The organism is Burkholderia sp. Bmkn7 (assembly GCF_041103175.1).
Classification (GTDB): domain Bacteria; phylum Pseudomonadota; class Gammaproteobacteria; order Burkholderiales; family Burkholderiaceae; genus Burkholderia; species Burkholderia cepacia.
Genome location: NZ_JBGCUH010000002.1, coordinates 569,807 through 587,643 on the forward strand (window position 1 = coordinate 569,807; position 17,837 = coordinate 587,643).

A 17,837-nucleotide genomic window follows, 5' to 3' on the forward strand; every position below is an offset into this window, starting at 1 on the left:
CCGGCAAGGAGATCCGGCGATGCGCCTTTCGAAGATTGACCTGAACCTGTTCGTCGTATTCGACGCGATCTACACGAAGCGCAACCTGACGCGCGCGGCCGAGGTGCTGAATCTCACGCAGCCGGCCGTCAGCAACGCGCTGGCGCGGCTGCGCAAGACCCTGAACGATCCGCTGTTCGTCAGCACGCCGGCCGGGATGATGCCGACGCCGCTGGCCGAGAACATCGTCGGCCGGGTGCGCGAGGCGATGCAGCTGCTCGATTCGAGCGCGCACGAAGGCGACGTGTTCGATCCGGCGTCGTCGACGCGCGTGTTCCGGATGAGCATGAGCGACCTGACCGAAGCGCTGCTGCTGCCCGCGCTCGGCGAACTGCTGCAGAAGCATGCGCCCGGCATGCACGTGCGCAGCTACACGATGGACCGCCGCGAAGTCGCGACCGCGCTCGCGAACGGCTCCGTCGACATCGCGATCGACGCGCCGCTGATCGGCGATCCGCACCTGCATCAGGCGCTGCTCGTGCGCGATCGTTATGCGTGCATGATCCGCGACGATCACCCGTTCAAGGGCGACACGCTCACCATGGACGACTACCTGTCGATGGGGCACATCCACGTGTCGAGCCGCCGCAAGGGCAGCGGGCACGTCGACGCGGAGCTGACGCGCCTCGGGTTGCGCCGCACCATCCAGATGCGCGTGCAGCACTACATGGTCGCGCCGCTGATCGCGATGCGCGGCGACCTGGCGCTGACGGCACCGCTGCGGCTGCTGCAGCGTTATCCGGCGCGGATTCTCGAACTGCCGTTCGAGATGCCGGCGCTCGAATACTTCTGCTACTGGCATCGCAGTGCGGATCAGGATCAGGGCAGCCGGTGGCTGCGCGAACAACTGGTGACGCTGATGGGCGGGATCGGCGAACCGCGGTGAGGCGCACGCGGCGGCGGTCAGCTTCGCAATGCCCGCGCCAGCACCTTCGCCACATGCACGGCCTGCGCTTGCGCGCCGTCCTGGATCTGATGCCGGCAACTCGTGCCGTCCGCGACGACGATCGCGCCTTCCGCCCGCGCACGCACGGCCGGCAGCAGCGACAGCTCGGCCATCGCCTGCGATGCGGCGTAATGCTCGGCTTCATAGCCGAAGCTGCCGGCCATTCCGCAGCACGACGATTCGACCGGCGATACCTTCAACCCCGGAATCCAGCGCAGCACCGTCTGCACCGGCGTGAACGCGCCGAACGCCTTCTGATGGCAGTGGCCGTGCACGAGCGCTTCGTTCGCATCGATCGCGTGCAGCGGCAGCGACAACCGGCCGGCCTCGTGTTCGCGCACGAGAAACTCCTCGAACAGGAACGCGTGGCTCGCGAGCCGTGTGGCTTCGTCGCCGTAACCGTAGGCAAGAAACTCGTCGCGCATCGACAGCAGGCACGAAGGCTCCAGCCCGACGATCGCGATACCGCGTTCGAGGTACGGCCGCAGCGCGTCGAGCGTGCGCCTGGCCTCGGATTTCGCTTCGTCGACGAGCCCGGCCGCGAGGAACGTGCGGCCGCAGCACAGTGGCCGCGCGCCTGCGCGCACGTTGAAATGCACGGTGTAGCCGGCCGCTTCGAGCACGGCTTGCGCGGCGCGCGCGTTGTCCGGCTCCTGGTAGTTGCTGAACGTATCGACGAACAGCAGCACTTCGCGGGTGGCCAAGCCGGTTTGCGTGGGCGTTGATGCACCCGCACCGGCACCCACATCCGCCAGAAACGGTCGCGCGAACCCGGGCAGCGCACGCTGCGGCGCGAGGCCGATCCATCGCTTGATCGACGACGCGACGACCGGCACGCCATTGACGAACGCGATCGCGCCGCGCATGCGCGCGGCCCACGGCGCATAACGCGGCAGATACGCGACGAGCCGTTCACGCAGCGTCGTGCCGTGCTTGCGGTTCCACGCGTGCCGCGCCTCGATCTTGAAGCGCGCCATGTCGACGCCCGTCGGACAATCGCGTTTGCAGCCCTTGCACGACACGCACAGGTCGAGCGCGGCCTTCACGTCGTCGCCGGAGAGGCCGTCGGCGCCGAGCTGGCCCGTCACCGCGAGCCGCAGCGTGTTCGCGCGGCCGCGCGTCACGTGCTGCTCGTCGCGCGTCACGCGGTAGCTCGGGCACATCGTGCCCGCGTCGAACTTGCGGCAGTGGCCGTTGTTGTTGCACATCTCGACGGCCGACGCGAGCCCGTGCGTGACATCGGTGCCCGAGCCGGGGGCGGTTTCTTCGCCGGTCAGCGGATTGCGCGTGACGTTCCATGCCGACCAGTCGAGCGCGGGCCGCAGCGGCAACGCCGCATAGCCGGGCGCGAAACGGAAATGCTCGCGCGCATCCATCTTCGGCGGATTGACGATCTTGTCGGGGTTGAAGCGGTTGTCGGGATCGAACAGCTTCTTGATCTCCGCGAACGCCGCATTCAGGCGCGGGCCGTACTGCCACGCGACCCATTCGCCGCGGCACAGCCCGTCGCCGTGTTCGCCCGAATACGCGCCCTTGTACTCGCGCACGAGTGCGGCCGCTTCTTCGGCGATCTCGCGCATGCGCGTCGCGCCGTCGCGCCGCATGTCGAGGATCGGCCGCACGTGCAGCGTGCCGACGCTCGCGTGCGCGTACCACGTGCCTTCGGTCTCGTGCCTGTGGAACACGTCGGTCAGGCGGCGCGTGTATTCGGCGAGATGTTCGAGCGGCACCGCGCAATCCTCGATGAACGACACCGGTTTGCCGTCGCCCTTCATGCTCATCATGATGTTCAGCCCGGCCTTGCGCACCTCCCACAGCGCCTTCTGCGCACCGGCATCGATCATCTTCACGACGCTGCCGGGCAGGCCGAGATCGGCCATCAGTTCGGCGAGCCGGTCGAGCTGCGTGTGTTGCGCGTCGCGCGATTCGCCCGCGAACTCGACGAGCAGGATCGCCTGCGGTTTGCCGACCAGCGCCCGTTCGATCACGGGCCGGAACGCGGGGTTTTCCATCGACAGGTCGATCATCGTGCGATCGACCAGCTCGACGGCCACCGGCTTCAGCTTCACGATGTGCTGCGCGGTGTCCATCGCCTGGTAGAAGGTCGGGAAGTTCACGACGCCGAGCGTCTTGTGCGCGGGCAGCGGCGCGAGCTTCAGCGTGATCTGCCGGCTATGGGCGAGCGTGCCTTCCGAGCCGACGAGCAGGTGCGCGAGATTCGCATGGCCGTCGTCGGTGTAGGCGCGCGGGTTCTGGCAGTCGAACAGGTCGAGGTTGTAGCCGGCCACGCGGCGCAGCACCTTCGGCACGCGTTCGACGATTTCGTCGTGCTCGCGCTTCGCGATGCGTTCGACACCGTGCAGCAGGTCGAGCGTGCGGCGATCGGTGACGGGCTGCGCGAGCGAACCGAACCGGCATTCGCTGCCGTCGGCGAGGATCGCGTCGATCGCGAGCACGTTGTGCACCATGTTGCCGTACTCGATCGAGCGCGACCCGCACGAGTTGTTGCCGGCCATCCCGCCGATCGTGCATTGCGCGGCCGTCGACACGTCGACGGGAAACCACAGCCCGTGCGGTTTCAGCCACGCGTTCAGGTGATCGAGCACGATGCCGGGCTCGACGGTGACGGTGCGCGCCTGCGCATCGAATGCGACGATCCGGTTCAGCCATTTGCTGTTGTCGACGACGAGCGCCTCGCCGACCGTCTGCCCGCACTGGCTGGTGCCGGCGCCGCGCGCGAGCACGGGAATCTTGCGGTCGCGCGCGATGTCGAGCGCGATCCGCAGGTCGTCCTGGTCGCGCGGCACGACCACGCCGAGCGGCATGATCTGGTAGATCGACGCGTCGGTCGCATAACGACCGCGGCTCGCGCGATCGGCGTAGACGTCGCCGCGCATTTCACGGCGCAGCCGCTCGAACAGCGGCGACAGCGCGGCGCCTTGCGACGGCACGAGATGGACGGGGCGAACCAGCGAAGGCGAGACGGCGGATGTCATGGCGGCGGTCGGTATCGGGTGGGAACGGATCGGGCGAGGATCGGGTGAGGGATCAGGCGAGCGTGACGCTGACGGGCGGCAGCCCCGCGATGCGGCCGACGGCCGTGCCCGCGGCCCGCGGAAAATACATGCCCGTGTACGAGCCGGTCGTGACGACGGTGCCGGCCGGCAACGCGATGCCGCGTCGCGACGCGTGATTCACGAGCCACGGCAGCAGGCGGCGCGGGTCGCCGGCCGGGTTGGTGCCAGGTGTGGTGCCGGCGATGTCGTGCCCGTCGAACGTGAACGCCGGGGCCGGCGCGGCGAACGGGAAATCGGCGCGATAACCGGTCATCTCGCCCAGCACGAGCGCACCGTGGTTCTGCAGGTCGGCGAGCTGGGCGGCCGGCGCGACGTCCGGCCATTCGCGGAAGCGGCTCGCGACGATCTCGATCGCGGCACCCATCTGCGCGATACCGTCGAACACTTCATCGTCGGCATAGGCGGGCGCACGCGGCGCGAAGTCGCGGCCGAAGCGGAACGCGATCTCCAGTTCGAGGCCGAGCGGCCGGAACGCGCCGCGCGGCAGCGTGACGCCGCTCGCATGGCGGCAGTCGTCCGGCAGCGGCGCGCCCTGGATCGGCCCGTCGGGCTGTTTCGCGCCGACCTTCCACGCGCCGATCGCGGCGCGGCGCTCGGCGAGCAGTTGCGCCTGCACCGCATAGGCGGCGTCGGCATCGGCGGGGACGAGGGCTGAAGGCAGCGCGGCGAACGCGATGCCGTATTGCCAGCCGGCGGCGAGCCGGACGGCGAGGTCGTGGGTAGCCTGGGTCATCGTTGCAGTCGGGGAAAAGGTGGGCGCCGCGGGCGGCAGCGCCCCGTTGGCATCAGGCCGGCGAGCGATTGGCGGCCGGTTGTTCGGCGGGTGCGTCGGCGAAGCGGCTTTCCGGCTGCATGCGGAACGCGAGCAGCACGCCCACGCCCATCAGCACCATGCTGCCGATGAACGGCAGCTCCCAGCTGCCGAAGCGGTCGATCACGAAGCCGGAGATCACGGGCGACAGGATCGCCGCGAGCGCGGAGCCGGAATTCATCATCCCGCTCGCGGTGCCCGAGTATTCCGGCGCGATGTCCATCGGCACGGCCCACATCGGGCCGATCGTCATTTCGGCGAAGAAGAAGCCGGCCGCGAGGCACGCCATCGACACGTACAGGTGATGCGTGAACAGCAGCGGCAGCAGCGACAGCAGCGTGAGCAGCATGCAGATCGACACCATCCGGCTGCGTGCGCGCTTGAGGCTGCCGGTGCGCGTGAGGATGCGGTCGGTGACGATCCCGCCGAGCGTGTCGCCGATCACGCCCGCGAAGAACACCGCCGACGCGAACACGGCCGATTTCTTCAGGTCGAGGTCGTAGCTGTGCAGGAAGTACTGCGGAATCCAGCTCAGGAACAGCCACAGCGTCCAGCCGTAGCAGAAGTACACGATCGTGACGGGCATCATCCGGCGGAACAACGGGCCCCAGGGCACGGCGGCGGGTTTCGGCTTCGGTTGCGGCAGCGCGTCGAGTTCGGCCTGCGTGATGCGCGGGTGGTCCTTCGGGTGTTCGGTATAGACGAGCGCCCACACCGCGACCCACACGATGCTGATCACGCCGCAGATGTAGAACGATTCGCGCCACCCGTACACGGCCATCACCGCGACGACGGCGGCCGGCGCGACCGCGTTGCCGACGCGCGAGAACGCATGCGTGACGCCCTGCGCGAAGCCGCGTTTCTCGCGCGGCACCCAGCGCGACATCGCCGACGTGGCCGCCGGGAACGTCGCGCCTTCGCCGAGCCCGAGCAGCAGGCGCGCGGCGAGCAGCGACGCGAGGCCGCCGGCCATCCCGGTGAGCAGCGTCGCGACGGCCCACAGCAGCCCGCAGGCGAGCAGCGTGCGGCGCGCGCCGAAGCGGTCGCTGACCCAGCCGCCGATGATCTGGAATACGAGATACGGATACGCGAACGCGGAGAACACGAGGCCGATCTCCGTCTTGTTCAGCCCGAATTCCTTGCCGAACCCGGCAGCGGCCGTGCTCACGTTCACGCGATCGAGGTACGTGATGAAGTACATCACGCACAGCATCACCAGCACGATGCCGGTCGCTCGGAACAGCTTCATGTTTCGTCTCCTGGATGTTGTCTGGCTGGCTGCCCGTGCCGGCGTCGAGGCCGGCATCGAGGTGGGTCGTGCCGATGAAGCGGGGCGGGCGCCGGCAGCGGCCGGTGCGTGTCGCGACGACCGCGCGGCCGCCCGTGAAGCGGAAAGGGCGCGTCAGGCGGCGTGCGGGAAACGTGCGCGCCGCCCGCCGGCGCTCAGGCCGCCGCGCGCAGCGCGGGGGCGTGCGTGTTCGATGCGAGGGTGTCCATCGCCGCGACGACGCCGCTCGCGGCAACCGGCACGCCGGCGAGCTTCAGCCCCATCTCGCAGCCGGCGAGCGTGGCCATCAGCGTGAGGTCGTTGCAGTCGCCGAGATGGCCGATGCGGAACATCTTGCCGCGCATCTTGCCGAGCGCCTGCCCGAGCGACATGTCGAAGCGTTCGTAGATCAGCTTGCGCACGGCGTCCGCGTCGACGCCGTCGGGCATCATCACGCCGGTCAGCACGGGGCTGTAGACGGCCGGGTCCGCGCACTGGATCTCGAGGCCCCACGCGCGCACCGCGCGCCGCGTGGCTTCCGCGAGCCGCTGGTGGCGCGCGAACACCGCGTCGAGCCCTTCGCCGAGGATCATGTCGAGCGCTTCGGCGAGCCCGTACAGCAGGTTGGTGTTCGGCGTGTACGGCCAGTAGCCGTTCCTGTTCGCCTCGATGATCTCGTGCCAGCCCCAGAACGCACGCGGCAGCGTCGCGTGCCCGCTCGCCGCGAGCGCCTTCGGCGACACCGCGTTGAAGCTGATACCGGGCGGCAGCATCAGCCCTTTCTGCGAACCCGACACCGTCACGTCGACGCCCCATTCGTCATGGCGGTAGTCGGCGGACGCGAGGCCCGAGATCGTGTCGACCATCAGCAGCGCCGGGTGGCCGGCCGCGTCGATCGCGCGGCGCACGGCCGCGATGTCGGAGGTGACGCCGGTGGAGGTTTCGTTGTGCACCACGCACACCGCCTTGATGTCGTGCGTGGTATCGGCGCGCAGGCGCGCTTCGATCATGTCGGGCTGCACGCCGCGGCGCCAGCCTTCGATGCCCGGCAGCCCGAGGAATTCGGGCTTCAGGCCGAGCGCGTCGGCCATCTTCTTCCACAGCGTCGCGAAGTGGCCGGTCTCGTACATCAGCACGGTGTCGCCGGCGCTCAGCGTGTTGGTCAGCGCGGCCTCCCATGCGCCGGTACCCGACGCCGGATAGATGATCACCGGCTGCGTGGTCTTGAAGATCTTCCTGATGCCGGCGAGCACCTTGAGGCCGAGCGCGCCGAATTCGGGGCCACGGTGGTCGATGGTCGGATAGCTCATCGCCCGCAGGATGCGGTCGGGCACCGGGCTCGGCCCGGGAATCTGCAGGAAATGTCGGCCGGACGGATGAAAGTCGAGTTGCAGCATGGTCGTTCTGTCTCCTTGGTTGCATTTTGAATTTTGCATGCAAAATACTTTAGCAGAGCGATCGCGGCAAACCCAAGCACTGATTTCACCGAAAATGCCGGTGTTTACCCGGCGTTGGCGGGGAGATATTCGGGTCGGGCGAGTTGAAGTAGAATCGCGTGAAGCAAGAAGGAAGGATTTTGCATGCAAGATTTGAATGATCTGGAGCAGACCGGCGGCGCGCCGGCACTGCCGAAACTGGAGCGGCAGCGGCTGCACGACACGGTCGTCGAGCACCTGCGCAAATTCATCGTCGAAGGTGTGCTCACGCCGGGCATGCGGCTGAACGAGCGCGAGCTGTGCGAGACGCTCGGCATCTCGCGCACGCCGCTGCGCGAGGCGTTCAAGGTGCTGGCGGCCGAGGGGCTGCTGGTGCTGTCGCCGAATCGCGGCGCGAGCGTGTACCGGATGAGCGAATCGGAGATCCGCGAGACGTTCGAGCTGATGTCGGGGCTGGAGGCGTTTTCAGGCGAGCTGGCCTGCGAGCGCATCACGCACGCGGAGCTCGCGGAGATCAAGGCGCTGCATTACTCGATGCTCGCGTGCCGGCTGCAGAACGACCTGCCCGGCTACTACAGCCGCAACCAGGAAATCCACGACCGCATCAACGAGGCCGCGCGCAACTCGGCGCTGCGCGCCACGTACCAGTCGATCAACCGGCGGATCATGTCGATGCGGTTCCGCTCGAACCAGCACGTCGAGAAGTGGGATCGCGCAGTGCACGATCACGAGGAGATGATCAAGGCGCTGGAGGCGCGCGACGGCAAGGCGCTCGCGGCGATCCTGCGGCGGCATCTGCTGGAGAAGCGCGACGCGGTGTTGTTGCAGCAGGGGGCAGTGGACGCGTAGTCGCACGCTGCACGCGAACGGTCATCGCGTCGTGCCGGCGTGTACCGGCTCAGAATGCCGTGCGCAGGCCGAGCCCGGCCGAATCGCCGTTCCCATAGCCGCTCGTGCGATCGCGCATGTATGCGACGTAGACGTCGGTCCGTTTCGACAGCCGGTAGTCGTAGCCAAGCGCCCAGGTCGTTCTCGACGGGCGGTCGCGCCCGTGGCTTTTCGCGGCCATCACCGACGCGAGCAGCGTGCCGAAGCCGAGCGGCACCGCCGCGCCCACTTGTCCGCTGTGCGTGCCGAGCCCGCCGCCGTCGATCGCGTCGTGCACGTACTGGTAGAACGCGGTGAACTTCACGAATTTCAGGTCGTAGCCGACGCCGGCCAGCACGGCGTCCTGCTGCGTGAAGCCGGCGATCGACGCATTCAGGTCGCCCGGTGTCCGGTCGTACTTCGCCTGCTGGAACGCGAGCGTCGCGCTGAACGCGCGCTGCCGGTCGTAGGTGATGCTGCCGCCCCATTGGTTTGCGCCGGCGTGACCCGGTGCGTTGCCCGTCGCGTAGATCAGGCTCGCCTGCAGCGCGCGCTCGCCGGGTGTCGTGACCAGCACCGAATTGCTCCAGCCGTTGTCACCGACGAGGCCTTGCCCCGCCACGCCCTTGTACATCTGGTTCAGCGCCGGCGAAAAGCCGAACGACGTCGAGAACGGGTTGAAGCGCACGACCGAGACGTAATACGGCGTCGTGTTGCGTCCCGCGCGCAGCACACCGTACGGCGTCGCGACGCCGACATACGCGTTGCGCCCGAAGAACGTATCGCCGCTGAAGCGGCCCAAGCCGCCGTTCGACGGGCGCATGAATGCTTCAAGGGCGAACTGCAGCGCGTAGCCGCCGCCGAGATCCTCGCGGCCGCCGATTCCCCAGAAGCTCGTCGTGAAGCCGCCCGAATTCATGGCATACGCGCGCGGCTTGCCGAGGCTCTTCTGCGTGCCGACATACACGTCGGCCAGTCCGTACAGCGAGACGGACGACTGGGCCGTGGCGTCATCGGCGATCGTGCAGGCGATCAGCGATGCGCCGATGGTCGACAGCAGCCGGCGGCGCCGGCCGGCAATCCGGGTCAAATGAACAGGCATACTGATTGAATTGCGTGAAGGAAGAGGGAGCGGACGGGCGCGCGACGGCACCCGCCGAACAAGGCGTCAGAACACGTGGCGGATACCCGCGCGCCCGACGGCCTGCTTCTGGTTGCTCGACGGATTGAAACCCGCGATCTGCGCGACCGGCGCGTCGCCGGCCGCCTTCTGGAACGCGCCCATCACGTAGACGCTGGTGCGCTTGGACAGCGAATATTCGGCGCTCAGGTTGAACTGGTGATACTTGGGTTCCGCGTTCGTCGCATGGTCGCGGCCCGTCGTGTACGTGTAGCCGGCGCCGACTGTCACGGCCGACGTCGGCGTGACGAGCGTCGACAGCTCGTAGTTCTGGAACGTCGCGTCGTGCCCCGCGCTGCCCCGCTGGAAGTTCGTGTTCGTGAAGTCGGCGAGCACCTTGAGCCACTGCACGACCTGGTATGACGCGCCCACGCCGAACACCTTCTGAGCACGCGCCGCATCGAGGTAGTTGCCGTAGATCGCGTTCGTGAAGCCCGGATAGTTCTGGTAGCCCTGCGTCGACACGCCCGGGTTGTTGATCCGCAGATAGCCGATGCCGAAGCCGACCGGGCCCGCCGCGTAGCTCGCGCCGACGCTGAACGTCGCGTTGTCGGAGAAGCGGCCGGCCTGCCCGCCGAATGCATAGAGGCCGCCGAACGTGATGCCCGCGATCGTTGGGCTACGGTACTTGACCGCATTCGAGATCGGGAAGCCGTTGTCGGTGTTGTCCATGTCGTTCGGGTGCGCGAAGTAGTAGCCGCCGATGTTGCCGTTCAGCGTGAACGGCTCGACATAGTCGACGATCGAGTCCCATTGGCGGCCGAGCGTCAGCGTGCCGAGCTTCGTGTCGTTCAGGCCGGCGTAAGCGTTGCGCGAGAACGCGAGCCCGCTGCCGAGACGGCCGGAGTTGATGTCGAAGCCGCTTTCGAGGCGGAAGATCGCGCTCAGGCCGCCGCCGAGATCCTCGGTGCCGCGCACCCCCCAGCGGCTGCCGGCCGTCACGCCCGACGCTAGCTGCACGAGGTGCTTGCCCTGCACGTTCGACACGTAGTCGACGCCGTCCTCGACGATGCCGTACAGCGTGACGCTGCTTTGCGCGTGGGCGGTGGCGGCCGCGGCGAGCGGCAGCGCGAACAGGAGTTTTTTCATGATGATGTTCCAGTGCGGTGTGGGTGGAAGACGGCGGTGAAACACGGCGAACGGCGGGCCGTTCCGGCTGCGTGCAGACGTACGGACGTGCGTACCCCGCGCCGCGATCGAACGACGATCGAGGCAGCGGGTAAAGCGATGAAACGAAGGAAGGCCGGTGCGCCGCTCAGTCGCGATACGCGCGCAGCAGCGTATCGGCGGCCCGGAAGTCGGGTGTGAGCGGGCGGTCGCGCTCGAGGAACGCGACCTTCGTGCGCAGCGCGCGGTAGAGCGGCTGCGTGGCCGGCGCGAGCGTGAACGACGGCTGCTTGCGCTGGCGCAGGTCGATCGCCTGCGCGGCTTCGACGAGTTCGAGGCCGAGCAGTGTGTAGCTCGCGTCGATCTGCTTCTGCACGCGTTGCACGACGTCGGGCGCGTTCGTCGCGACGTCCTCGATGCCGCCGGCAACCGGCAGGTAGTCGAGCGACACGGGCATCGCGAGCGACTTCACGCTCATCGCGAGCGCGGTCGGAGGCTTCTCCATCGCGCCGAACGCATGCACGGTGTCCTCGGTGCCGAGGAAGCGCGAGAGGCCGGTGAGGTGCGGGTCGTTCAGCTTGACGATGCGTTGCGCGGACGCGAGCGCGTTGTGGCCGAGCGCGAGCCCGAGCTGTTCGAACGCGAGCACCCACGGAAGCGGCTCAAAGTTCGCGCTTGGCAGCACGGCGCCACCGCCGTCGACATAGCCCGCCGCATCCTGTGCACGCGCCGACTTCGGCGTGACGCTGACCGCGACACCCGGGTTGTCGTCGCTCGAATTGAGCTGCACCTGCAGCAGCGCACGGGCCTCGTCGTAAGTGCGATCCTCTTCGCCGAGCAGGTATACGCCGGAGCGGAAGCTGAGCGGATCCTGCAGCGGCCGCTCCGGGTCCTTGTTCCACAGGCTGCTGCCCGCGAGCAGCGTGCGCAGCGTGGCGCCCGCGCGCAGCGTGGCCGGGAACGGCCGCAGCGCGAGCGTGTCCTCGCGGAATGGCGACACGTTGCCGTTCAGCCCCTGCAGGCTCAGCGCGAACACGACCTTCGACACCTGCGCGAGCCGCGCCATGTCGGTGAGCGCCAGCGCACCCATACCTGCCGAATACGCGTTGGAGCTGAGGATCGCGAGCGCGTCCTTGCCGTACGGGCGGATCGTTGCGATGCCGGCCGACTTCAGCGCGTCGGCGGCCGCTACCTTGCGGCCCTGGTAGTACACGTCGCCTTCGCCGAGCATCGCGAGGCCGACATGGCTCAGGATCGTGATGTCGGCTTCGCCGATCGAGCCATCCGCGGGCATCGCGGGCGTGACGCCGCGATTGAGCAACTGCGCGTATGCCTCGACGATCGACGGCTGCACGCCGGCGCCGCCATCGAGCATCGCGTTCAGGCGGGCGGCCATCGCGGCACGCGCCACGCGTACGCTCATGTCGGGGCCGACGCTGCCCGAGTGCGCATGGATCAGCCCGATGTTGAAGCGCGTCGACGCATCGATGACTTCCTGCGACAGCTTGCCGTGCGCATCGACCATCTCGCGGTCCTTGTTGAGGCCGACGCCGACCGTCAACCCATAGATCTGCTGGCCGGCCGCGGCGGCCTTCAGCAGTACGTCGTGCGCGGCGACCACGCGCTGGCGGGCGGCCGGTGCGATCGACACGGCTTCGCCGTCGGCGATGCGCGCGATCGATTCGGGTGTGGCCGACCGGCCGTCGAGCGTGACGTCGGCGAAGGCCGGGACGGCGGCGAAAAGCGCGAGCGCGAGCGCGCTCCGCATGAGGAAGCGTTGCATGAAGCAGTTCTCCGAATTCAGGCGTGACGTGACGTGGAAGACAGCGCTGCGATCGACGCGAGTGCGATGGCGCTCGCGGCCATCACATACCAGGCAGGCGCGAACGGGTTGCCCGATCGTTGCGTGAGCCACGCGAGGATCGCCGGTGCGAAGCCGCCGAAGATCGTCGTGGCGATGTTGTAGGACAGCGACATGCCGGTCGCGCGGACGCGGGTCGGAAACAGCTCCGACAGCGCGGCGGGCGCGACACCGGTGAAGATCGCGACCATCACGCAGAACGCGCTTTGCACCGTGATCAGCGCGGCGAGCGTGTGCACGTCGGCGAGCCAGTGCAGCAGCGGATACACCGACACGAGCATCAGCGTCGCGCCGACGGTCAGCACCGTGCGCCGCCCGAAGCGATCCGACCAGCTTCCGGCGCACACGCAGGTGACGGCCATCAGGCAGTTGCCGACCAGCGACGCGATGAACGCATCCCGCCCGTCGAAATGCAGCGCGCGCTGTACGTGCGTCGGCATGTAGATCACCAGCGCATACACGCACACGGCCCACAGAACCGAGAACCCGGTGCCGACCACGAGCGCACGCGGATAGTCGCGCACGACCTGTAGCAGCGGCGTCTTGCGTTCGGCCGGGGCGTGCGCGGCGCGTGCCATTTCCGCGCGGAAATGCGGCGTTTCGTCGAGCGTCTTGCGCAGCCACAGGCCGACCGGTGCGATCGCGAGACCGAGGATGAACGGAATCCGCCAGCCCCAGTCGCCGATCTGTTCGCGCGATAGCGTGAGCGTCACGGCGGTGGCGACCAGCGCGCCGAGGATGTTCGACGCGGCCATGCTCGCCTGCAGCCACGATGCGTAGCGGCCTTTCTTGTCCGCCGGCGCGTGCTCGATCAGGAACGCCGCGGCGCCGCCCACTTCGCCGCCGGCCGAGAAGCCCTGCAGCAGGCGGCCGCACAGGATCAGCAGCGGCGCGCCGATGCCGATCGCGGTGAACGGCGGCGCGAACGCGATGATGCCGGTGCCGGCCGCCATCACGAGGATGGTCAGCGTCAGCGCGGCCTTGCGGCCCGCACGATCGCCGTACACGCCGATCGCGAGTGCGCCGAGAGGCCGCGCGATGAAGCCGATTCCGAACGCCATGAACGCTTCGACCAGCTCGGTGCCGGTGTTGCCGCGATGGAAGAAGTTCTGCGCGATGTATACGGCAAAGAACGCGTAGACGGAAAAGTCGTACCACTCCAGCGCGTTGCCGATCGATGCCGCGGCGATCGCGCGCCCGGCACTCGAGGCGGGGGGCGACACGGCCGTGGCCGTGTCGAGGGGAACCGCGGATTGCTTCACTTCGATCTCCTGTCGTCGTGCGGGACGGCCTTACAGCCGGATGTGCGGAATCTGCTTGCGTTCCGCTTCGTCGAGCGCTTCTTCGTAGCCGGCGTCCGCATAGCGGATCACGCCGAGCGCGGTGTCGTTGGTCATCGACAGCGTGAGCCGCTGGTTCGCCGCCGCGCTGCCGTCGGCGACCACGGTGATGCCCGCGCTGGTCATGTAGCCGCTGTAGCCGCCGCCGCCCGAATGGATCGCGACGAGGTCGGCCATCGACGAGCAGCTCATCATCGCGTTCAGCAGCGGCCAGTCGGCCACCGCATCGGAGCCGTCGCGCAGGTTCTCGGTCATGATGTTCGGGTGCGCCATCGCGCCGGCGTCGAGGTGATCGCGCGTGAACGCAATCGGCCCCGCCAGCACGCCGTCGCGCACCATTGCGTTGACTGCGAGCGCGAGCCGCGTGCGCTCGCCGTGGCCGAGCCACGCGATGCGCGCCGGCAGGCCTTCGAACGGTACGCATTCGCGTGCTTTCCGGATCCAGTTCGTGACGATCCGGTTGTCCGGGAAGTGTTCGAGCAGGTAGTCGTCGATGATGCGGATGTCGTTCGGGTCGTTCGAAAGCGCGATCCAGCGGAACGGGCCGATCGCTCGGCAGAACAGCGGGCGCAGGAACGCCTCGGTGAACACCGGGATCTCGAACGCGCGCGTGACGCCGCCGTCCTTCGCGTGCGTGCGGATCAGGTTGCCGTTGTCGAACACGATCGCGCCGCGATCCTTGAATCCGAGCATCGCCTCGACGTGCCGCACGATCGACGCGCGGCTCGCGTCCATCAGCTGCGTGCGGTCGCCGTCGCGCAGCGCGCGTACTTCGTCGAGCGTGTAGCCCGACGGCACGTAGCCGTACACGAGATCGTGCGCGGCTGTCTGGTCGGTGACGATGTCAGGCACGACGCCGCGCGCGAGGATCGCCGGGAACACGTCGGCCGCGTTGCCGAGCAGGCCGACCGAAATGGCCTCGCGCCGCGCCTGTGCGTCGTGGATCAGCGCGAGCGCTTCGTCGAGATCGCGCGCCTGCCGTTCGAGAAAGCCGATCTGCAGCCGCTTGTCGATGCGTGTCTGGTCGATCTCGACGACGAGCGTCGCCGCGTTCGCCATCCGGCCCGCGAGCGGTTGCGCGCCGCCCATTCCGCCGAGACCGGCGGTCAGGATGAAGCGCCCGCGCAGATCGTTGTCGAAATGGCGCTCGGCGATCCGCGAGAAGATCTCGTAGGTGCCCTGGATCACGCCCTGCGAGCCGATGTACTGCCAGTCGCCGGCTGTCAGGCCGCCCCAGCAGATCAGGTTGCGCCGTTCCAGTTCGTAGAAGTGGTCGGCCTTTGCCCACTGGCCGATCAGGTTGCAGTTCGCCATCACGACGAGTGGCGAGCTCGCATGCGTGCGCAGCAGCGCGACGGGCTTGCCGGACTGCACGACGAGCGTGTGGTCCTCGTCCATCGTCTTCAGCGTGTGCACAATGGCGTCGTGTGACGGCCAGTCGCGCGCCGCGCGACCGAGCGCCGCATAGACGATCAGTTGATCGGGATCCTCGCCGACGGCGAGTACGTTCTCGAGCAGGCGCAGCAGCGCTTCCTGGCGCCAGCCCTTGCAGCGCAACGTGTTGCCCGACGCGACTTCGAAAGTGCGGTTCGTCATCGTGACCTCCGTTCAGCGCGCGAGCGCATAGTCGGCGATCGAGATGCCGAGCGCGGCTTCGACCGGCGGGTACACGGCCGGATCGAATACCGACGACGACAGCGGAATGTGTGCCTTCGCCACGCGCAGTACGTGGATCTCCATTCCCTCCTTCAACTGGCCCGCGCTGACGGGGCGGCCTTGTGCATCGAGCGTCGTGATCACGTCGGGGTAGGTCGCGATCCGTGCGCCGTGCGCGTCGTCCACCGCCATGTGTTCGTTCATCACATGAATGACCGCGCGTTGCGCGCCGCTGCCGAGATAGACGAGGCCGACGTCGAACGCTTCGCGCGTGTATTCGAGCGTGTTGCGCTCGACCTTGCCGCTCGCGATGATCTCGCCGTGCGTGGCCGCGCAGATCGCATCGATCACGGCGCTGCCGCCGCGTCGCTCGGCGTCGATGATCGCTTCGCCGAGCGCGAGTGCGCGGCTGATGCCGCCGAGCGCCGCGTGCTGGCGCACATACGATGCGCGAATCGGGTTGCGGCAGCTCGCGATGAAGCCGCCGGCCATGTCGGCCGCCTTGCGCAGCACCGGCGACACCCGCGCAGTCGCGCCGCGCACGACCACCTCCATGTACGCGTGCCGTGCGCGGTTGCCGCCGGCCGCCGCCTGGATCATCGGCGCGGTGCTCGATGCGAGGCCGAGCGAGCCCATGTCGCCGGTCGGATGCGCACGGATGTCGCCCACCGCGTCGACCACCTTGGTACCGAGCAGCGCAGACGGCAGCCACGCGTTCAGCGTGCTCGACATCCCGTTCTGCCCGATGATGAGCCCCGCGAGCGGCGCGCCGAGCGCGTCCTGCACGAGCTGCGCGGCCTTCACGTAGTCGGCGCCGAGCATCTGCCAGTCGGTGAGGCCGCCCGGCGCGCCGATCGCGGCGGCCGTGGCGATCCATGCGTCATCCGGCAACTCGTCGATGCTCACCAGTTCCGGGCGGCCGATCGTGACCGCGAGCGTACCGAGTTCACGGCCGTGGTCGGCCCAGCCGCCGCCGCCGCATGCGAAAACCGAACCGCCCTTGACGGCGGCTTCGACGTCCTTCGAAGACAGAATGCGTCCCATGTGTCGTTTGTCCTGAGAGGGAAAAAGGGCTGTACGCGCCGGCCGGAAAGCCTTGTGTGGCGGTACTGTCCAAACGATTCTAGGGACGCCGAATATTGAGCGTTATTGCTATTTTATGGAGACTTCATAACGCGATGTTAAGCCTAGGGTAATCCCGGCGACGCTCGAACGACGGGCTGTCGGCACGGCGATCGGCTGCCGTTGGTGCGATGGCGAAACGCTGGCTGGACAACGTTTTCAGCCCGTTTGGGCAACGGAATTCATGCGTCCGCGGAGAGCGCATGAAGGGTGTCGATGAACTCGTGCGCAAGTCGCGACAGCGGTGCGAGTACGGGGTGCAGCACGCTGACCGGCGCGGAAATGGTCGGCACGACCGGCTTCACGACGATCTGCGGCCACACGGGCCCCGCGACCGTCAGTTCGTCGATCAGCGCGATGCCGGTGCCGGCCTGCGCGAGCGCGCAGGCGACGTGCGCCTGCTGCACCTCGATCTTGACCTGTGGCACGAGCCCTTCGTCGCTGAACAGCCGCCGCACCAGCTGCCCAAGCGGAATGTCGCTGCCATAGCCGATCAGCGGCTGGTTCGCTAGGTCGCGCACGGCGAGCGTCTTGCGGCGCGCGAACGGGTGCGATGCGGGCACGGCTGCGACCATCCGGTTTTCATAGAGCGGCTGGCTCTCGACGTTCGGGTGCGTGTCCTGCAGGAACGCGATGCCGAGTTCGACCTGCTGCGTGAGCACCGCCTGCAGCAGCACGCTCGGGATCATCGTGTGCAGGATGATGCGGACGTCGGGAAAGCGCTCGTAAAACGCCGCGATCGCGCGCGGCAGCAGCGATTGCCCGAGATTGGGGCTGCACGCGATGCGCAGGTGGCCCATCCGGTTCTCGATCAGGTCTTCCGCGATTTCGTTGACGCGCTGCACGCCCTGGTACACCGCGTTCACTTCGACGAACAGCCGCTGCGCTTCCGGGGTCGGGTAGAGCCGCCCCTTGATGCGCTCGAACAGCGCGAGGCCGAGCCGTTGTTCGGCATAGGAAATGAGCCGCGAGACGGCTGGCTGCGACACGTGCAGCAGCTTAGCGGCGCCGCTGATCGAGCCGGTCAGCATGATGGCGCGAAACACCTCGATCTGGCGCAGGTTCAGACGCACAGCCTTAACTCCATGTTATGTGGGGGCGATAAATCAGCATGAGACATTCTGGCAG

At 68.0% G+C, this 17,837-nt stretch carries 13 protein-coding genes; 2 read left to right on the forward strand and 11 right to left on the reverse strand.

All coding sequences use genetic code 11. From position 1 onward, the window contains the following. The first annotated feature begins 19 nt into the window (after positions 1 to 19). A complete protein-coding gene (locus AB3K92_RS08470) occupies positions 20 to 925 on the forward strand; it encodes a LysR family transcriptional regulator (protein ID WP_027790054.1) in 906 nt (301 codons plus the stop codon). A gap of 17 nt (positions 926 to 942) precedes the next feature. On the opposite strand, the gene AB3K92_RS08475 is transcribed toward AB3K92_RS08470, so the two are convergent. The 4 genes from AB3K92_RS08475 to AB3K92_RS08490 form a co-directional block, all read right to left on the reverse strand. Continuing rightward, the gene (locus AB3K92_RS08475) at positions 943 to 3,981 is read right to left on the reverse strand and encodes an FAD-binding and (Fe-S)-binding domain-containing protein (protein WP_369464805.1); all 3,039 of its coding nucleotides are present in this window, start codon (positions 3,979 to 3,981) and stop codon (positions 943 to 945) included. 52 nt (positions 3,982 to 4,033) lie between these two features. Further along, entirely contained in the window at positions 4,034 to 4,795 is a 762-nt protein-coding gene (locus AB3K92_RS08480) for a 2-keto-4-pentenoate hydratase (RefSeq protein ID WP_369464806.1), read from the reverse strand. A gap of 52 nt (positions 4,796 to 4,847) precedes the next feature. Beyond that, positions 4,848 to 6,122 carry an MFS transporter gene (locus AB3K92_RS08485; protein ID WP_060218443.1) on the reverse strand — a complete coding sequence of 425 codons (1,275 nt, stop codon included), beginning with the start codon at positions 6,120 to 6,122 and terminating at the stop codon, positions 4,848 to 4,850. Positions 6,123 to 6,316: 194 nt separating this feature from the next. Continuing rightward, positions 6,317 to 7,537, reverse strand: coding sequence for an alanine--glyoxylate aminotransferase family protein (locus tag AB3K92_RS08490; protein ID WP_048021310.1), 1,221 nt, complete (start codon positions 7,535 to 7,537; stop codon positions 6,317 to 6,319). Positions 7,538 to 7,720: 183 nt separating this feature from the next. Here AB3K92_RS08490 and AB3K92_RS08495 point away from each other — a divergent pair, with 183 nt between their 5' ends. Further along, on the forward strand, positions 7,721 to 8,425 hold the full coding sequence (locus tag AB3K92_RS08495; RefSeq protein WP_369464807.1) for a GntR family transcriptional regulator: 705 nt from the start codon (positions 7,721 to 7,723) through the stop codon (positions 8,423 to 8,425). 49 nt (positions 8,426 to 8,474) lie between these two features. On the opposite strand, the gene AB3K92_RS08500 is transcribed toward AB3K92_RS08495, so the two are convergent. The 7 genes from AB3K92_RS08500 to AB3K92_RS08530 form a co-directional block, all read right to left on the reverse strand. Further along, on the reverse strand, positions 8,475 to 9,545 hold the full coding sequence (locus AB3K92_RS08500; protein WP_369464808.1) for a porin: 1,071 nt from the start codon (positions 9,543 to 9,545) through the stop codon (positions 8,475 to 8,477). Between the two features lie 66 nt (positions 9,546 to 9,611). Beyond that, positions 9,612 to 10,712 (reverse strand): porin, encoded by a 1,101-nt coding sequence (locus AB3K92_RS08505; RefSeq protein WP_369464809.1) that lies wholly within the window; start codon positions 10,710 to 10,712, stop codon positions 9,612 to 9,614. A 166-nt stretch (positions 10,713 to 10,878) separates the two neighbouring features. Continuing rightward, the gene (gene hutH / locus AB3K92_RS08510; protein ID WP_369464810.1) at positions 10,879 to 12,513 is read right to left on the reverse strand and encodes a histidine ammonia-lyase; all 1,635 of its coding nucleotides are present in this window, start codon (positions 12,511 to 12,513) and stop codon (positions 10,879 to 10,881) included. A 17-nt stretch (positions 12,514 to 12,530) separates the two neighbouring features. After that, positions 12,531 to 13,853 (reverse strand): MFS transporter, encoded by a 1,323-nt coding sequence (locus AB3K92_RS08515; protein WP_369464811.1) that lies wholly within the window; start codon positions 13,851 to 13,853, stop codon positions 12,531 to 12,533. 30 nt (positions 13,854 to 13,883) lie between these two features. Then, positions 13,884 to 15,527: a urocanate hydratase gene (locus AB3K92_RS08520; RefSeq protein WP_369464812.1), complete on the reverse strand. Its 1,644-nt coding sequence runs from the start codon at positions 15,525 to 15,527 to the stop codon at positions 13,884 to 13,886. Between the two features lie 12 nt (positions 15,528 to 15,539). Continuing rightward, on the reverse strand, positions 15,540 to 16,631 hold the full coding sequence (locus AB3K92_RS08525; protein ID WP_369464813.1) for a DUF917 domain-containing protein: 1,092 nt from the start codon (positions 16,629 to 16,631) through the stop codon (positions 15,540 to 15,542). 260 nt (positions 16,632 to 16,891) lie between these two features. Then, positions 16,892 to 17,782 (reverse strand): LysR family transcriptional regulator, encoded by an 891-nt coding sequence (locus AB3K92_RS08530; RefSeq protein WP_369464814.1) that lies wholly within the window; start codon positions 17,780 to 17,782, stop codon positions 16,892 to 16,894. Positions 17,783 to 17,837: the final 55 nt, after the last annotated feature.